At 46.7% G+C, this 17869-nt stretch carries 13 protein-coding genes; 9 read left to right on the forward strand and 4 right to left on the reverse strand.

What is annotated here, in order from left to right:
- The first annotated feature begins 23 nt into the window (after positions 1-23).
- The 3 genes from Q9R46_RS22010 to hemG all read left to right on the forward strand — a co-directional run bounded on the left by Q9R46_RS22010 (position 24) and on the right by hemG (position 4382).
- Positions 24-1226 carry a winged helix-turn-helix domain-containing protein gene (locus tag Q9R46_RS22010; RefSeq protein ID WP_311281784.1) on the forward strand — a complete coding sequence of 401 codons (1203 nt, stop codon included), beginning with the start codon at positions 24-26 and terminating at the stop codon, positions 1224-1226.
- A gap of 147 nt (positions 1227-1373) precedes the next feature.
- Positions 1374-2534, forward strand: a complete 1161-nt coding sequence (locus Q9R46_RS22015; protein WP_311281785.1) for a uroporphyrinogen decarboxylase/cobalamine-independent methonine synthase family protein — start codon at positions 1374-1376, stop codon at positions 2532-2534.
- A gap of 291 nt (positions 2535-2825) precedes the next feature.
- Entirely contained in the window at positions 2826-4382 is a 1557-nt protein-coding gene (gene hemG / locus Q9R46_RS22020) for a protoporphyrinogen oxidase (protein WP_311281786.1), read from the forward strand.
- A gap of 138 nt (positions 4383-4520) precedes the next feature.
- Here the strand turns inward: hemG and Q9R46_RS22025 are convergent, their stop codons facing one another.
- Both Q9R46_RS22025 and Q9R46_RS22030 read right to left on the reverse strand, forming a co-directional pair.
- Positions 4521-5129 carry a GNAT family N-acetyltransferase gene (locus tag Q9R46_RS22025; RefSeq protein WP_311281787.1) on the reverse strand — a complete coding sequence of 203 codons (609 nt, stop codon included), beginning with the start codon at positions 5127-5129 and terminating at the stop codon, positions 4521-4523.
- Between the two features lie 114 nt (positions 5130-5243).
- Positions 5244-6074, reverse strand: coding sequence for a TVP38/TMEM64 family protein (locus tag Q9R46_RS22030; protein ID WP_311281788.1), 831 nt, complete (start codon positions 6072-6074; stop codon positions 5244-5246).
- A gap of 160 nt (positions 6075-6234) precedes the next feature.
- Here Q9R46_RS22030 and Q9R46_RS22035 point away from each other — a divergent pair, with 160 nt between their 5' ends.
- From Q9R46_RS22035 to Q9R46_RS22050, 4 genes are all read left to right on the forward strand, one after another.
- On the forward strand, positions 6235-6933 hold the full coding sequence (locus tag Q9R46_RS22035) for a response regulator transcription factor (RefSeq protein WP_311281789.1): 699 nt from the start codon (positions 6235-6237) through the stop codon (positions 6931-6933).
- Positions 6926-8251 (forward strand): sensor histidine kinase, encoded by a 1326-nt coding sequence (locus Q9R46_RS22040; protein WP_311281790.1) that lies wholly within the window; start codon positions 6926-6928, stop codon positions 8249-8251. The genes Q9R46_RS22035 and Q9R46_RS22040 overlap by 8 nt, the downstream gene beginning before the upstream one ends.
- A 222-nt stretch (positions 8252-8473) precedes the next feature.
- A complete protein-coding gene (locus tag Q9R46_RS22045) occupies positions 8474-11854 on the forward strand; it encodes a HEAT repeat domain-containing protein (protein WP_311281791.1) in 3381 nt (1126 codons plus the stop codon).
- 77 nt (positions 11855-11931) lie between these two features.
- Positions 11932-12510, forward strand: coding sequence for a DUF4256 domain-containing protein (locus Q9R46_RS22050; protein WP_311281792.1), 579 nt, complete (start codon positions 11932-11934; stop codon positions 12508-12510).
- 305 nt (positions 12511-12815) lie between these two features.
- Here the strand turns inward: Q9R46_RS22050 and Q9R46_RS22055 are convergent, their stop codons facing one another.
- Entirely contained in the window at positions 12816-13652 is an 837-nt protein-coding gene (locus Q9R46_RS22055; protein WP_311281793.1) for a MerR family transcriptional regulator, read from the reverse strand.
- A 130-nt stretch (positions 13653-13782) separates the two neighbouring features.
- Between Q9R46_RS22055 and Q9R46_RS22060 the strand changes: the two genes are divergently transcribed.
- Together Q9R46_RS22060 and Q9R46_RS22065 are read left to right on the forward strand one after the other, a co-directional pair.
- Positions 13783-15519: an ABC transporter ATP-binding protein gene (locus Q9R46_RS22060; RefSeq protein ID WP_311281794.1), complete on the forward strand. Its 1737-nt coding sequence runs from the start codon at positions 13783-13785 to the stop codon at positions 15517-15519.
- Positions 15512-17329, forward strand: coding sequence for an ABC transporter ATP-binding protein (locus Q9R46_RS22065; RefSeq protein WP_311281795.1), 1818 nt, complete (start codon positions 15512-15514; stop codon positions 17327-17329). Before Q9R46_RS22060 ends, Q9R46_RS22065 begins: the two co-directional genes overlap by 8 nt.
- Positions 17330-17440: 111 nt before the next feature.
- On the opposite strand, the gene Q9R46_RS28620 is transcribed toward Q9R46_RS22065, so the two are convergent.
- A complete protein-coding gene (locus tag Q9R46_RS28620) occupies positions 17441-17743 on the reverse strand; it encodes a flagellin (RefSeq protein WP_397386402.1) in 303 nt (100 codons plus the stop codon).
- Positions 17744-17869: the final 126 nt, after the last annotated feature.

The raw sequence follows: 17869 nt of genomic DNA on the forward strand, positions 1-17869 counted from the left end.
TTGTTAAGGGGTGAACATGTCCGATGATACGATTAACCAAACAGCAAGCCAGGCAATTTTTATTGTTAAAGCATGGACTGGTAGGCGAGCATCAATATGACGGAAAGTCAGGGGTCATGGAATTTACAAGGCAAGTTGGTTGCATTCAATACGATCCTATCGATATCTGTGGAAAAAATGCCGAACTGGTGCTGCAGTCACGCATTCGTGGGTTTAGCAAGAATATGCTCGAAGAGCTTTTGTATCAAGATCGATTGCTGATGGATTATCCCGATAAGAATCTCGCTATAATCCCGGTAGAGGACTGGCCTTATTTCGAACGGTACAGACAGGCGGCCAGACAGCATGCCGAAAGCTATCCCCAGATGGAGACGCTCACAAGGCAAGTACGGTCTTATATACAGCAGGTTGGTCCGGTAAGTTCGAACGAATTAAATGCATTGCAACTGGAGGGAGATTTCACTTGGCGTTCGGCCATTCACTGGAGTAGTGGGAACAACGTTTCGCGCTCGGTGCTGGAGCAGATGTATTCGACAGGTGAACTGGTTATCCATCATAAAAAAGGAACACGTAAATATTATGATCTGGCTGAGAAACACATACGGGCTGATGTATTGCATGCCCCGGAACCGTTATTGAACGAATTAGATCATCACAAGTGGAGAGTATTGCGCCGAATCGGTGCGGTCGGTTTACTGTGGAATCGTGCATCCGATGCCTGGCTTAATATATGGGGCTTAAAGACAGAGCAGCGGAACAGGGCTTTTCATGAGCTATTGCTGGAAGATCGCATTGTTGCTGTTGAGGTAGAACAAATGAAGGAACGTTTATACTGCCGGACAGAAGACGTACCTATGATTGAACGCATACTGCAAAATCCGGAGTTACAATCGCGTTGCGAATTAATCGCTCCGCTGGATAATTTAATGTGGGATAGAAAGCTTATTTATGCATTGTTTGAGTTCGACTATAAATGGGAGATCTATACGCCGGCTCTCAAAAGGAAGTTTGGTTATTATGTGTTGCCATTACTGTATGGTGATCGGTTCATTGGGCGAGCCGAGATTATCGTGGAACGGAAATCTGGAAGACTTGTTGTTAAACGTGTCTGGTACGAAAAAGACATGCAGCCAACCGAAGAACTTGTAGCCGTCGTGAAGGAATGTTTCGAGCGGTTTGCAATATTCAATGACTGTGAGACGATTTCAATAGAGGGAAAAGACTAAGAACCAAATGCCAGAGTTGCAGAGCATACACGTTTTTATTCCACATTTGCTATAGCCTGAAGCTATAACCAGTCATACTTTTTTAGTATCTCTTCTAACCCCGCTCCGCGTGATATGATGATCATATACAACGAGGGGGTTATTTACATGACTGACAAGTTCCAGATCGTAGGCAGTTTATTGCGGCCGGAAGAGCTGCTGACATATAAAACACAGATTGAACACCGGGATGATATCCAGTATCCATTCTATGAAAACTTTCAAGGATACCAGCAATGTGAGACGAGAGCGATTGAACAAGTGATCCAAAAGGAGATTGAGAATGACCTGTCTGTCATCACGGACGGCGAATTTTCCAAATCGATGTGGCATCTCGACTTTGTGTGGGGATTTGGCGGAGTGGAGCGGTATATTGCGGATCATGGGTACTTTTTCCGGGATGTGGACGGCACTTCCAAATATGAAACGCGCAAAGATATCGGGCTTCGTATTACGGGTCAACTGAGCGGCAAAAATCATCATTTCATTCAACTGTTCAAGCAGTTGCAGGACCAAGCGGGTGACCAGCAGACCAAACTCTGCATTCCATCGCCATCCCATATTTTCGGTGAATTATCGTGGTCGGACAACATTGGGGGCAAGGACGCAGTATACCAGAATACACAGGAGCTAAAAGCGGGTCTGGTGAGTGCTTATACGGAATTTGTGCAGGAGTTTGCAGTTGCGGGTGGTAAAATTCTGCAAATGGATGACTGTCTCTGGGAGCTGTTTGCCGATGACAATCCGAACTCGCCGTTTACCGGAGAGCATATTAATCAAGAGGAAGTACAGGGCCTCGCCACGGAGTTTATTGATATCAACAATACGGTCATTGACTTCGGTCATAGTCTGGGTCTGAAAATGTGGACACATAACTGCCGCGGCAATTATGATTCCCGCAACATGGGCGGCGGATCGTATGTGAAGATTGCGAATCTGTTCCTGAAGCAATTGAAGTATGACCGTTTCTTCCTGGAGTGGGATGATGATCGTGCGGGTTCCATCGAAGCGCTGGAAGTGTTCAAAGACAGACCGGATACAGAAATTGTACTGGGTCTGCTGTCCTCCAAAACAAGTACGCTCGATGATGAGGAGCGCGTGGTTCGTCTGCTGGACGAAGCCTCCAAGATCATTGACAAGGATAGGCTACTGCTGTCTCACCAATGTGGTTTTGCCTCCTGTGATGGCGGGAACGAACTGAGCGAAGCCCAACAGTGGGCGAAGATTCATCAGGGCCAGCAGATTGCGAAGCAATACTGGGGGAGCTAGTCTCCATAGCATATAGATATTTTCATAGGCGTGACATAGACATAAGCGTAGAAATAGTCAACGCCTCGTAAACGGGGAGCAAACTCGACCATACGTGCTGGCTCTAGACGGCGATCTTTTCCAAGCAATATTCAGGAGAGGTCGCTTTTTTATTTTGACGGATTCGTTGCATTATATTCGTTATGGCTGTTTTGTGATTCTTCTCACTTTTCTGACCTGGCATCTGCTCTACACTTGTGAAGAGTGAGTTACGGATTGCTGGGTTAAAGTCTATATGGCGGGAAGTGTAGCATGAACAATCAACGCAAGAAACAAGTTGTCATCGCTGGCGGTGGGATTACCGGATTAAGCGCAGCTTATTATATTGAACAGTTTTGCAGAGCGAATGATATTGTAGCAGAACTTATTATTGTGGAAAAAAGTGATCGATTCGGCGGACATGTGCACACCGGTAAAAGGGATGGATTCGTGATCGAACGGGGGCCGGATTCTTTTCTCGCACGCAAAACATCCATCATTGAGCTTATGCAAGAACTCGGCATGGGGGATGAGATTGTTGGTACGCGTCCAGGGGTGTTGCATAGCTATATCGCCTATCGGAATAAATTGCATCCGATCCCGGATGGCTTTATGCTCGGTGTGCCTACGAAGTGGAAACCCTTCGTAACAACTCGTTTATTGTCACTGCGGGGCAAGGTGCGAGCAGCGGCAGATCTTGTTTTGCCACGACGACCTGGCGTGGAGGATGAGTCCCTTGGGCAACTGCTACGCAGACGCCTTGGCGATGAAGTACTGGAGCAGATCGCCGAGCCGCTCTTGGCAGGCATATATGCTGGCAATGCGGACGGACTGAGCGTACAAGCAACGTTCCCAATGCTACAGGAAACGGAGCAAAAACACCGTAGCTTGATCGTGGGCATGCTGGGTGTGAGAAAAAGTCGCGCCCCAAAGCAAACAATCAAGCCTACGGCTCAAACCACAACGGAGTCTACGTCACAACCTACAACTATATCGGCAACCCGTCCAGCTCCCAAACCCGCATCAAAACCATCGGGCACGGCCACTCGAAGCATGTTTTTGAGTGCACGGGGCGGACTGGAAGGTGTGGTAACGCAACTTGAACAGACACTTTCTTCCACAGCGCATTTGATCAGGAACACGGAAATTTCTCGTGTGTCGAAAGCAGAGCAAGAGCAAGGAAAAGACACTATACGTTATACGGTTCAGTTTAACAATGGAACGACGCTTGCGGCGGATGCGGTAGTGATTGCGACTCCAGCGTATGCAGCAGCAGATATGCTTGCACATGAGCATGAGGCGATTGCAGAACTCCTGCGTGCGATCCCCTATGCTTCGGTAATGAACGTCGTACTTGCTTATCGCGAGCAGGATGTGGGTGTTTCCCTGAATGCATCCGGCTTTGTTGTACCGCGCAAGGAAGAACGCAAAATTACAGCCTGCACCTGGACATCATCTAAGTGGGAGCATACGGCGCCGAAAGGTCACATTCTTTTGCGAGCATATGTGGGGAAATACGGCCGTGACCCGATGAGTCATCAGCTTACCGATGAAGAAATCATTGCTGAAGTACGCCGCGAATTACAAGATACCATGGGGATCTCCGCAGAGCCTGTTTTTACAGAGATCAACCGATTACCGTTATCCATGCCCCAATATCAAGTCGGGCATCTAAAACGAATCGCAGAGGTTGAGAAGTTACTGGAAAATGGTATGCCTGGAGTGTACGTTGGTGGCGGAGGGTACCGCGGAATTGGCGTTCCGGATTGTATCTCTCAGGGCAAGGCTATGGCGGAGAAAGTTATTGGCACGTTGTTGGGAACTAGATAAACATAAAGAAGCGGCAGCCTGTCCCGAAATTCAATCGGGGGAAGCTGCCGCTTTTTTATTGACAGGGCGCTGAATTTGCTTACGCTGTAAAGATCGGGTCAAGGAATATATTCACACGATCCGGGGATTTGGATCACGCTATTTCGCAGTAGCCTGCTGCGCCAGCCATTCTTTTTTTAATATCGCATATTGATACGTGTTCTCGTATTTCGGCGTACCGTCTTCATTTTTCACAAAAGAAATAAATTCAAGAAATAGTCCTTCCCGGCGCATGCCGAGTTTCTCACATAGCTTCTGAGACCGGAAGTTATCGTCTTCCACGTAAGCGTAAATTCTCCGAATTCCCTGCTCTATAAAGAGGTATTCCATGAAGGCACGAGCACTCTCACTGGCGTACCCTTTTCCCTCAAACCTCCCGTTAAAATTCCAGCCGACACTATACGTATCTGGATCTGACTTTGAATCTGAATTCGATTTCGAGTCCGAATCTGAATCTGACCCTGGATCATGGCCCTCTGTCATCCCAAACAGCTCTCCAATGATTTCATTGCTGTCTTTTAGACAAACGGCGATATGGGAGTCGTCCTTGCTTCGTTTCTCTACCTCTGCGACTGCTTCCTCAAGTGTCGACATCTGATGATCCATAAAGCAGTTCACTCGTGGATTCGCGGTATACTCGAGCAATCCGGCAGCATCCGTTGCGGCAAAATTACGTAAAATCAATCGATCCGTTACAATGTTTTGCATATATGATTCCTCCAATGATGACGGGAATAGATCATGGATATCTACTCCACATTCCGTATTTTGTATTTTGTTTTATATATAATTGTATAGTTTCATATTCAAATCTTCCGTAACTTATCCTTTTTTCGGTGCCAAGTCTCTCGGCTTAACTAAAGCAGATGCAGTTTTTGTTTTAAATGTTGTGTTGACTTCTTTTGTCTCGTTTGTCTCCTTGATCTCACTATCTTCATTGTTCTCGATGTTCATATTTGTTTGACTCGTTTTATCCGCTTTGGAGAACAGATTCATTAATTTGTCCTTGTAGATGTATCCGAATATAAATCCAACGACAGCAATAACCGATATGATGATGGCAATGGTATATTGTTGCATATGAAGGTTGGAACCTACCACGGCCGAAGCGATAATCCAGGGCAACCGTCCAATCAGCAGAATAGTGAAGAAGCGTAAAGAGCTGATGGATGTCAGCGCAGCGACAAAGACAAGCATGTCTTTGGGCAACCCGGGAACGAGGAAAAAGATAAACAAAAAGGCAGCAAATTTTCGCTCATCATGCATGAATGACATCCATTTCATATTTTGTTTCTGCAACAGGCGCGATACAAAATCACGACCGATGAAACGGGTGAAATAGAATGCGATCGCTGACCCTATGATCAGACCAACCGTTGTATAGAAGGAACCGAGTGCAGTACCGTAGATATATCCTCCGGCAATTTGCACGACCTCTCCGGGAATAGGTGCAACGACGATCTGTAGAATCTGGAATAAAATAAACATGACCGGTCCCCAGTGCCCCGTGGAATGAATGTAAGCTCTGAAGTTGTCCATGGACGACATGATTTTAATGATGGCAGGCGCATAATAAACCAGCAGGCCCATCGATAAGGCAACAAACAAGCCCAACAGTATTTTCATCACGATACGTTTTGAGAATTTCGGCATAACGTAAGACCCCTTTTTGTAATGACATTCACTATTAACAGTATAAAACGAAATCATGAAGAGATACCTACTTAACTTCTTAAGAATTCTTAAGGCGATCCTGATCCGCTGGCTCTGTTAAAATGCGCAGACTATACTGGAATGAACGGAGGGATTTCGAATGAACAACAACAAGCAGATTTTAATTGCAGATGACAATAGTGAGATTCGTGAGATCGTGAAGATTTTGCTAGAAAGTGAAAGCTACGAAGTCATTGAAGCCGTCGACGGCCAAGATGCGGTAGATAAAGTAACGGAAGAGACAGATCTTATTATTCTGGATATGATGATGCCCAATAAGTCTGGACTGAAGGCATGTCTGGAGATTCGTGAAAAAACGAGTGCGCCGATCCTGTTCCTGACAGCGAAAACACAGGATTCAGATAAACAACTAGCCTTTTCGTCGGGGAGCGATGACTTTTTGTCCAAGCCATTCTCGTATACCGAACTGGTGGCAAGGGTCAAAGCGCTGCTTCGCCGATATTATGTCTACCGGGGCAAGGAGAAGGTCGAAGAGGCTGAGAACATTGCGGTGAAGGATCTGACCATTCACAAGGATGCGAAATCGGTGTATATCGGTGAGAAAGAAATCTCGCTCACGGATATTGAGTATCAGATTCTGTTGCTCTTGGCGTCCAAACGAAGAAAGGTTTTCTCAGCCGAAAATATCTATGAGAGCGTGTGGCAAGAACCTTATTTTTATACTTGTAATAACACGGTAATGGTTCATATTCGTAATCTGAGAAACAAGCTGGAAGATGACCCGCAGCATCCTAAATATGTGCAGACCGTTTGGGGGAAGGGGTACAAAATTGAATAAACTGCTCATCGGGAAAAAATTGAAGATCAAGCTGGTGCTCGCCATTATTCTCTCTCTGTTTGTCGCGGTAGGAACATTTATCGTGTTACAGGTGGTTGGCGAAACAGCGCTGGAGAGTTATCTCAGTAAATCAACGTTTAGCAAAAACAGGCAACAGGATGCGCTCGAACGATTTCAGGCTATGGTGAGTAGTGAGCACTTGTCCTCACAGGATCATAAGAGGCTCTCGGAGTGGATTCGTGGGGAACGGTATCTGGAGCTGTTTATGTTTGAACAGGATAAATTGATATATTCGTCCAACATAGAAGCGGATTCTGCGATCAATGAAGAACTGTTAACTCAGTTCTTGCCTTCCCGAACACCGATTACAACCGTGCAGTTTACAGATAAAACAGTGCAGATCTATCTGGTTGGTTTCTATGAATATCAGTACTATAATCTGCTTTTGATTTTGACGGTATTCGCAGCTTTGATTACGTTTATTGTTGCCTTCTTGCTCATGATCAATCGGAAAATATCCTATATTGGCAATCTGGAACGTGAGATTAAAATACTGGAAGGCGGCAATCTGGATTATAAGATTACGGTATCTGGTAAAGACGAGCTGTCCTCGCTCGCATGGAGTATTGATGAGATGCGGAAATCATTTGTGGGACGGCTTGGCAGCGAGGAGAGGGTGAGAAGCGCGAATCGAGAGTTGATTACGGCGATTTCTCATGATTTGCGCACACCGCTCACGATTCTGCTGGGATACATGGACATTATTGAACTGGGCAAATACAAGACACAGGAGGATCTGCACCAGTATATTCACAATAGCAGAGAGAAGGCTTATCAGATCAAGATATTATCAGATAAGCTGTTTGAGTATTTTACGGTCTCTTCTGCGTCAGAGGAAGAGGATGTGGAATCCGAAATCTATGATGGGCGAGAGTTGTTTGATCAGCTTCTGGATGAGCAACTGGCCTTAATGGAACATTTCGATGTTGAGTTGAAGCAGAAATACGGGGAACAGGCCTTTTTGATCGAGTTGAATCTTGTAGCGATCCGTCGTGTGTTTGATAATATTTTCTCCAATATAAAGAAGTATGCGGATCGTTCTCATCCAGTGGATATCGATTTATCTATAGAGCAACAGTCTTTAATCATGACCGCTCGGAACCGGATTAGACCTGTGGACAAAACGAAGGACAGTAACGAGATCGGACTTGTCAGTTGCCAGAAAATCATCGAACAGCATAACGGAACATTGAAGATATCTCAGGCAGCAGACATATTTATCCTACAGATCGAATTGCCCGTTATTCTCAGTAAATGAGCTCGGAAGTCGTATTAACGTAGCAGGGGCGAAAAAGGGGGATAAAGATGCACTTCAGTTGGTTTGAAGACACGTCCCAGGAAGAAATAATACATTTTCGCTTATTCGATGTAACTTCCGCCTGTTAAGAAGGGTTATATAAGAGAGTAGTAAAAGGGGAAAAAGTGTAAATGAAAATGAAGTGAAAGTAAGGGCCACAATGTGAGTGAGGGGAGAGGCTTTATGAAGAACAATCATACTCCACTGAGTAAAACTCGGGTTTTAGAAGAACTGGGCTCGCTTGGTTATTCGAACCGAATGAAAGAGATTGCGCGGCTGGGACGGCATCATCTGGCTGTGGGCGCGAAAGATTACGCTACGCTTCTGATTGAGCTACTGGACAGCGGGACAGCGTACGAGGCACATCTGGCGTTAACCGGAGCTGGCGCGGTAAAGGATGCACAAGCTGTTATACATGCGTTAAATCATCCCAAGGCTGGGGTCAGGGGCCGGGCTGCCCGGATGCTCGCAGAGGTGGTCACTGATCCGGGTTATGACATTGAAACCGAGATCGTTTCGATGTCGCACCATTGTCGTCAGCAACTGTTGCGGAGCATTGTGAAGTATACCAGACAGGACTGGGCAGAACGGCTGTTGCCGGTCGTATTGGAACGTTGGGGCGCAGATGACGCTATTTTCCTGCTATCCATGTGTGGTGAAGCAACGGTTTGCACACGATTGCCACAGCTTGGATATGCAATTAATAATTGGCGAACCGTAACAACCCGGTACCCAGATCTGGTCGCCGCTTACTTAGAAAATGCCTTGAATCAGGTATCGGAGAGCGACAGGTCCAGTGTGTGGTATGAAATGAGCACGGCGGTAGAGAAGCTTAGTGTATTAAGACCAGCAGCAGTCCTGGAATATGCATTGTCTTATGGTCCCAAAGAACAGATTCATCCTGTGATTAAGAATCAACTGGGCATCCTGATTCGGACTAGCCCTGAGCAAGTATTTGAGCTGCTTACGAGGCAGGAGACAAGGACATATCTGCTGAATAACGGAGTTCCGGCGGGTGTGTTGAAAAAGAGAAGATACTTCACCACTGCACAATGGACTGCACTGGTGACCATGCTTGCCGAAGCACCTTTTCAAGTGGCAAAGGTGCTGGATACGCTCGCGCCTTCAAACCGTGAAGCGTTATTTGATGCAGCGTACCCGGTGCAGGAGCGAACGAATCGAATGTTCCCTATGGCCCTGCTCGATGTACTGCCGCATCAGTTACGCGACAAAGAAGCGGTTCGCATGCTCACCCTGCGAGAAGTCCGGGAAGACCGGGGCAGAACGTTCGAAATGACAACACGTCGTCTGATTGCACAAGTTAGAGATACGCTGGAGCAGGCTGTTCAGGTATCGAACGCGGATGAGCGTGCTATGGCTTATTCCCGGCTGATACAAAGCACGGCTCTGTCCCGTAGTGGGATGGAGGACACGTTACGGTTCCTGACGAGAGTGAAAAACGATCAGGACCCGGTGCGATTCATGGTTATGGCCGAACTATCGAGATGTCCAGTCACGATGTTTAAGCAAGAGCATGTGCCACATCTGACGATCCTGGTGGACAGTGTCATTGAGGCCAGAGATACTTCGTATGGAACGAGAACAGGAGTCGAGCAATTGGCTTTTGACATGCTGCTGGAGCATGCAAGTGAACCTGGGCGCCCCTTGTTCCAATTTGCGCTTAGAACGATCAAGCGCATGGCGATGCGTGATGGGCAGTTTATGTTATTTTCCAGAGAGTGGAACAGTCTGCCGCAGGCCGCACTCGAAACCTTATTTGACGAGATCTATGCCATAGGTGTAGAAGCGAACAAGCGGGAGAGTGACTACGTCGTTCTGCAGATGGCTAGTGCATTTGGCAAAGCGATTGATCGGTTGCCCAAACTTCACGACCTTCTGGAAGAGTTAGTGAAAGGGAAGAAGTCAGCGGCTCAAGCGGTCAGGTACTGGCTCGCACCCTACAAGACCAGGGATAAACGGGTTAGGGAACTGCTGGACCTTGATCCGACATTCATTTCATTCTACGAAGTGTTCGAGTACTTGCATCTGAAACGTCAGGAGTGGCTTGATCCGTTTATCTCCGGCAAAGTCCTCAAAGGCAAGCATTTGACAGGAAAAACGGTCTATCTCGTTCCAGCTTATCATGGCTTTTACCGCTGGTTGCCTCGTCAGCAACAGGCGCTGGCTTCGCTGCTTGACCGGGTGGCACAAGACAGCAAGCGGAGCTTTTATGAGCGTGCCAATGCGATTCGGAGTATGGCGGGTATGCCCGATTATCGCTCGAATCAGCTACTAGAGCATCTGTTAAATGATCCGGAAGTACATATCATAGAGGCCGCCCTGCATGCTTTTTCATTAACGGAGGAACCGGAAGACGCCCTACCTGTTTTATTGAATAATCTGGATGGAGATCGTGCACGAGTAGCGATGTACTCCATTCCGAGGTGTGCACGCAGGGTGAACCCGGTGCTCCTCACGTCCATGCTTTCGAGCCTGTTGGACCGGGAGAAACTTAAGATTACAGTGCGGAAAGAAGCGGTTCGGTTGCTGGGAACTTATAGAAGTAGTGAAAGCGTGACCTTACTCACTCGTGAATTTGAGAAGCCGATGCGGCACAAGGATGTCATTATTGCCATTGGTCATGCAGCCAGACAATGTCTGGATGATGAGCGAAGCTGGGCGATGATGAGTGTAATGGCGTCCTCTTCAGATCGGGACATTGCGCGCAGTTTGCTGAATCAGCGTCCGGATGAACTTCCGGTGGAAGCGCGACTGCGATATTTACAGTGGATTACCGAAATTGCGGGCCATGATGACCCGATTGTATCGATGGAAGCTTTTCATGCGATGTCACGCTGGGGACATGTGGGTGCAGAGGTCATTTCACAATGTGCTGGCAAAGCATTAATCGATCTGCAGGATGGTACGCGCTGGAAAGCCGCGATTCATGCCTTGGTTACGGTTAGCAGGGACGGGGAAGTGAATGATGAGGTGGTACAGGTCATCCGGCAGTTGGCTGAAGTGGAGGTAGAGGACAACTGGAATGCAGGTAGAGAGAGGGATTTACCGCATCGTCAACGTTTGCTGGAGTTGATTGATCAGCTTGTCTCGGGTTCTATATCGGTGAAAAGGCGACTTGCTCCATTATATGTAGCCATGATCGAGACTCTTCAGCATCATGAATCGCTGAAGCTGAGCGCGATTCGTCTGCACTTGGCTGCAATGGACTGGAGCCAGCCGGATCAGGTGGTACTCCGGTTGCATCCTGTCATTGATATCGCTAATGCGCATCCGTATGTACTTGAATCGGTCGATCGGCAGATTAAGCGTACGGTGCTTGATGGGAAAGGATATTGGAAACCGGAGCAACTGCTCGACATCGTAGATGTGTTGAGAGTGCGGAAGGATATGGCGTCTTCCTGGGTAGGGCTGTCATTGCTAAAGATTGCTGGTGAGGAGTTACTATGGAATCAGGATTGCCGCAATCGCTTAAGAGCTTACCGACAGCATGAGCAAGAAGCGGTTCGTCTGCAGGCTTTGGACAGTTGGACAATACTTGAATAACATCATTGTTTTCACTACAATCGAGTAGAATAAGTGCGCTGCACCACTACATGTTAATGAAGCGGGGGAGAATGAGGATGAACACGAACTCCATTGAAAATGAAAAAGATCTGTCACCGGAACAACGTGATGAATTGTTCAAGGCATTAAAGACCCGTTTTGAAAAGAATATGAGTCGTCATCCCGATCTGGATTGGGTTAACGTCGAGGCCAAACTCGAAGCTCACCCTGATAAACTGTGGTCGCTCCACGAGATGGAGAAAACAGGCGGCGAACCGGATGTTGTGGAGTTAGACAGTGAGACAGGTGAATATATCTTTGTAGACTGTTCAGCAGAGAGCCCGAAGGGCCGTCGCAGTGTATGTTATGATCAGGCCGCGCTGGATGCACGTAAAGAGAACAAACCTAAGCATAGCGCTGTTCAAATGTGCATCGAGATGGGCATTGAGCTTTTGGATGAGGCCCAGTATCGTGAACTGCAGCAACTGGGTAACTTCGATCTGAAAACCTCCAGCTGGGTGGTGACACCTGAACATATTAGACAGCGGGGGGGAGCTATTTTTTGCGACCGCCGTTACGATACCGTGTTTATGTACCATAACGGGGCAGAGTCCTATTACGCTGCAAGAGGTTTCCGTGGTTTGTTAAGGGTGTAAATGAAATCTAGAAAAGTGAACTAAAGATTTTACACAGTTCACTCCGATGACAGAATAATCCTCCAATCGCTGTTATCCCCAGATTTTTTTGATTTCCTTCTCTAAAGGGGGAAATCTGGTGATAAAGGCGAACGCTTTGCTTTTCCAGCTTTTTTCTGTCCTCTTCGTTAACGTGTAAAAGAAAGTTCAGCTTATATAGATTGCATTAGGTCAAGTGAAATAGGGCAGTCCCAACAGGGATAGAGAGGAACGATTCGGCAGGTTACGAATGGTTCCTCTTTTTGATTTAAATTAAGTTAAGTGAGTTAAGTTATATCTCCTTTGTCATTTGGCTCCTCAATATGCACCATAACCCGAACCAGATAATCCTCCGCATGTTGCAGCACAATCTCATCCTGCATGTAATCCTCGTAAGCATCACCCTTAATGACATACTGATTCTTCTCTATATGATCAAAGATTTGCGGAAAAAATCTCTCGGTATCTCCATAGTCGGCTCTGGCATAAGAAACCAGATAGAATCCCTCCGGCATATAGGCCTGTTCATGATGCTCTGTGGTCATATAGCTATACATATGGGAGATCATGTCTCCATTTTTCCGAAGTAGATCCGCTTTAGGAATGATGACACCGCCGGGATAACCGAGTGGTGCATGTTCCTTGTTCAAACGTACTCGAAAATCCTCCCATAGTTCCTCAGGAAACTCCTTTTTTGATGAGTAGATCTGGCGGCTCAGTAGCAAGGGGGTTTCAGGTTGCCAGATAACATGCATTTGGCTGGTGTCGAGGTGCATGGATTGCTCTATATTTTCCGCACGCTGAATAATCATCTGTTTCGCCTGAGTCAGTTTGGCAATTTGCAACTGCAAATTTTCCTCCTGTTTGCGCAAAAGTTGAAGAGTGGTTTCCGGGGAACGCTCACCGAGATGCTGCTGAATTTCCTCGAGGGACATGCCCAGCTCTTTGAAAATATGAATAACGCCGATTGTTTCAAACTGGCTGTGGCTGTAATAGCGATAACCGTTATCTGCCACATAGGCAGGTTTGAACAGACCGATCCGGTCGTAGTAAATAAGAGTTTTGCGCGAAACTTCGGATAGCTTGGAAAAAGCACTAATGGACAACATTTCATTGGAATGCATAAGTACCTCCAGGTCAAAAATAATGGATTGACTGTATAGTTACTATACAGTTTATAATACAGCTGTTCTGAGCGCCGATCTACTTCTAGATGGCAGATCAGCGTGTTTATTTTAGATGAGGAGAATGCATATGGTCAGGAAATTACTGCAAAGTGTACGAGAATATAAAAAAGATACGTGGCTGACGCCTTTGTTTTTACTTGGTGAAGTGGCCATGGAAGTCATTATCCCGCTGTTTATGGCCGAATTAATTGATCAGGGAATCACTGGGGGCCAGATGAATCAGGTGACCAAGTACGGCTTGATTCTGGTGTTGTTTGCCCTCGTGTCTCTGGTCTTCGGGGCGTTGGCGGGTAAACATTCTGCGATCGCAATGTCGGGATTTGGCAAAAATCTGCGTTATGACCTGTTCCGTCATGTGCAGCAGCTGTCGTACTCCAATATGGATAAATTCTCGACTTCAGGCATCGTCACCAGGCTGACTACGGATATTACGCATGTGCAAAATGCATTTCTGATGATTATCCGGATTGCCTTCCGCAGTCCGGTGATGATGATTTTTGCAACAATTATGACGTATCGCATCAGCCCATCCATCGCAACATGGTTCGTGATTGTTATACCCGTGCTGGCGATTGGCATGATCATCATCATGAAGTATTCTTTTCCGATTTTTGAGCGGGCCTTTGATAGTTACGATGATCTCAATAAAGTTGTTCAGGAAAATGTACGCGGCATCAGGGTTGTGAAATCGTATGTGCGAGAAGAGCGTGAGGTATCCAAGTTTCAAGCCGTATCCCAGCGGATATTTGCACAGATGGTTAAGGCAGAACGCATTCTGTCGTATGAAATCCCACTGATGCAAATTGTGCTATATGCCGTGATGCTGATCATCTCATGGATTGGCGCCAAACTGGTTGTGGGCGGAAACATGACTACCGGGGAGCTTACAAGTGTATTCGCGTATTCCATGCAAATTCTAATGAGTTTGATGACCCTGGGCATGGTTGTTATTATGGTTGCCATTGCCCGAGCTTCGGCGGGACGGATTAATGACCTGTTAAGTGAACAGCCGGACATTACCAGCCCTGAATCGCCAGTTGCAGAGCTGCACAACGGGGAGATCGAATTCCGCAATGTGTCCTTCCGTTACTCAGGTAAAGCCGAGAATTATGCACTGTCTGGCATCAATCTGCGAATAGCTTCGGGACAGACGATTGGTGTTATTGGAGCTGCGGGCAGTGCAAAATCCACCTTGGTACAGCTGATTCCACGTCTGTATGATGCCAGTGAGGGTGAAGTGCTTGTCAGTGGAGTCAATGTGAAGGAGTATGATTTAAGTTTGCTTCGTAGCCAGGTCGCGATGGTATTGCAAAAAAACGTCTTGTTTGAAGGCACGATTAAGGAGAATCTGCGTTGGGGCAATGAACATGCGGCTGATGAAGAGTTGATTGAAGCGTGCAAAGCGGCGCAGGCACATGAGTTTATTTCCACGTTTTCGGATGGATATGACACTCATTTGGCACAAGGGGGTACGAACGTTTCGGGAGGGCAAAAACAGAGGCTATGTATTGCCAGAGCTTTGCTCAAAAAACCGAAGATTCTGATTCTGGACGATTCCACCAGTGCCGTAGATACACGGACCGACGCGTTAATCCGCAATGTTTTCAAGGAAAGCATACCGGATACAACCAAGATAATCATTGCCCAGCGTATTGCATCTGTGGAAGATGCCGATCAGATTGTTGTGCTGGATGAAGGCAAGATGGTAGATATCGGAACCCATCAGGAGCTACTGGGCAGAAATACAATTTATCAAGAGGCTTATTATACACAGACGCAAGGTGGTGAAGCACTGGATGGATAACATTCAATATGGTCGGACGATAAAACGTCTGCTAGCCTACTTTAAATACTATAAATTCAGAACGACACTAGCGCTGATTCTGGTTCTGGTGAGTTCCGCCGTCTCTGTCGCTTCAGCGGCCTTTCTACGATTGCTAATCGATGACTTTATTACGCCGCTGCTCGGGAATCAGAACCCCGTGTTTGACGCCTTGTTACAGGCTTTGGTTATTCTGGCTGCAATCTACGTCGCTGGAGTTATCAGCACGTTTGTCTCAAAACGGCTGATGATTACCGTCTCACAGCAGATTATGAAGAGGATTCGTGACCGCTTATTCGATCACATGCAGAAGTTGCCGATTAAATATTTCGATCGTAAAGCCCACGGGGATATTATGAGTCATTACACAAACGACGTGGACACGCTGAACATGATGCTGACGGATGGATTGCCGCAGTTGTTATCCACTGTCGTGACCGTTGTGGTCGTTCTCGGTACAATGTTATATCTGGATGTGCCGTTAACGATCGTGGTTGTACTAGGTGCACTTGCCATGCTCTGGATTACCAAAGTTGTGGGTACCAAGGCAACCCAGCACTTTTTCAGGCAACAGGAATCGATTGGTGTGGTAGATGGATATATTGAAGAGATTATTCATGGGCAAAAAGTGGTGCAGGTGTTCGGTCGGGAGCAAAAAGCGATGGAGCAATTTGCCCGCCTGAATGATGGGTTATTTGACGACTCGGCTACAGCTAACAAATATTCGAATATCCTCATGCCAATCAATGCGAATCTGGCCACATTAATCTACGTACTTGTGGCCATTGCAGGCGGAGCTATGGCAATATCGGGCTGGAACGCTGGTCTGAGTCTGGGAATTATCGCGGCTTTTTTAAGTTTATCCCGTAATTTTACGATGCCCATTGCCGAGATCTCCTCGCAGGTCAACATGTTTGTTGTAGCTCTTGCAGGGGCTCAGCGGATCTTTAACCTAATGGATGAACAGCCTGAAGCAGATGAAGGCCGTGTGACGTTAGAGAAAAATCAGGATCAGGCCGGATGGATATGGAAACTGGAGGACGGAACAAGTGTTGTTCTGAAAGGTAAAGTGGAGTTTAAAGATGTCAGTTTTACGTACGACGGAAAGAAACAGGTGCTTCAGAATATTACGTTATATGCCATGCCTGGACAGAAACTTGCGTTCGTAGGTGCCACGGGTGCGGGCAAAACAACGATTGCCAACCTGCTGAACCGTTTTTACGATATTACAGAAGGCGAGATCATCTATGATGGCATTAACATTCAGCGTATTCGCAAAGCAGATTTGCGGCGTTCCTTGGGAATTGTACTGCAGGATACCCATCTGTTCTCGGGTACGGTCGCTGAGAATATTCGCTACGGAAGGCTGGAGGCCAGTGACGATGAGGTCATTCAGGCGGCGAAGCTGTCGTATGCGGCGAGTTTTATTGAACGTCTGCCTGACGGGTATGAGACCTGGCTGGATGGTAACGGGAATGGACTGTCACAGGGGCAGAGCCAGTTGCTGGCGATTGCCAGAGCAGCGATTGCGAGTCCGCCTGTCATGATTCTGGATGAAGCCACTTCATCCATCGATACACGTACCGAAGCCTTGGTTCAGAAGGGCATGGATAATCTGATGCAGGGCCGAACCGTATTTGTGATCGCCCACCGTTTGTCTACCGTGCGGAATTCCAATGCCATTATGGTGCTGGAGCATGGCAAGATCAAGGAACGTGGGGACCACAAACAATTGTTAGCGGAGAAAGGTACGTACTATCAGTTGTACACCGGAGCCTTTGAGTGGGATTAACGTTTAACGTAGTATTTAAGCATCAAAGAGTATACTAGAAAGCAGCCAAGATCAAAAAGGGGGTGTCCCAATAGCCGTATAAATGGCTTGTGGGACACCCTTACATTTTGTTCACTGGTGGAGCAGTTGTAGAACGGATTGAGGAGTTTGATTCGATTGTGTGAGCATGGCTTGTGCAGCCTGCAATAAAATATTTGACTTTGTATACTCTAACATTTCTTTGGCCATGTCTGCATCTCTAATTCGAGATTCTGCATTACTCAAATTCTCTGAAGCATTACTTGTATTGTTTAATGCATGTTCCATTCGATTTTGAATTGCACCGTATATTCCACGAATACTGGAAATTTTGGAGATGGCTTTGTCTACACGAGATAATGCTTGTTCTTTAATAGATGGTGGTAACAAGCCCATCGTTGTAATGCCTAACTCATCAGCCTGCACGTTGAATAAGGGGATATCCATATGTTGCCCTTGATTTGCTCCGGCTTGGACCGTGAGTTTCGGTGTGGTATAGTCTATGTCTTTGATCTCGACATT

This window comes from Paenibacillus sp. RRE4, assembly GCF_031844205.1.
GTDB lineage: Bacteria > Bacillota > Bacilli > Paenibacillales > Paenibacillaceae > Paenibacillus > Paenibacillus xylanexedens_B.

Coding starts and splice junctions, on each gene's coding strand:
- Q9R46_RS22010 (WP_311281784.1), top strand. CDS start 24: ATGATACGATTAACCAAACAGCAAGCCAGGCAATTTTTATTGTTAAAG.
- Q9R46_RS22015 (WP_311281785.1), top strand. CDS start 1,374: ATGACTGACAAGTTCCAGATCGTAGGCAGTTTATTGCGGCCGGAAGAG.
- hemG (WP_311281786.1), top strand. CDS start 2,826: ATGAACAATCAACGCAAGAAACAAGTTGTCATCGCTGGCGGTGGGATT.
- Q9R46_RS22025 (WP_311281787.1), bottom strand. CDS start 5,129: ATGCAAAACATTGTAACGGATCGATTGATTTTACGTAATTTTGCCGCA.
- Q9R46_RS22030 (WP_311281788.1), bottom strand. CDS start 6,074: ATGCCGAAATTCTCAAAACGTATCGTGATGAAAATACTGTTGGGCTTG.
- Q9R46_RS22035 (WP_311281789.1), top strand. CDS start 6,235: ATGAACAACAACAAGCAGATTTTAATTGCAGATGACAATAGTGAGATT.
- Q9R46_RS22045 (WP_311281791.1), top strand. CDS start 8,474: ATGAAGAACAATCATACTCCACTGAGTAAAACTCGGGTTTTAGAAGAA.
- Q9R46_RS22050 (WP_311281792.1), top strand. CDS start 11,932: ATGAACACGAACTCCATTGAAAATGAAAAAGATCTGTCACCGGAACAA.
- Q9R46_RS22055 (WP_311281793.1), bottom strand. CDS start 13,652: ATGCATTCCAATGAAATGTTGTCCATTAGTGCTTTTTCCAAGCTATCC.
- Q9R46_RS22060 (WP_311281794.1), top strand. CDS start 13,783: ATGGTCAGGAAATTACTGCAAAGTGTACGAGAATATAAAAAAGATACG.
- Q9R46_RS22065 (WP_311281795.1), top strand. CDS start 15,512: ATGGATAACATTCAATATGGTCGGACGATAAAACGTCTGCTAGCCTAC.
- Q9R46_RS28620 (WP_397386402.1), bottom strand. CDS start 17,743: ATGGGCTTGTTACCACCATCTATTAAAGAACAAGCATTATCTCGTGTA.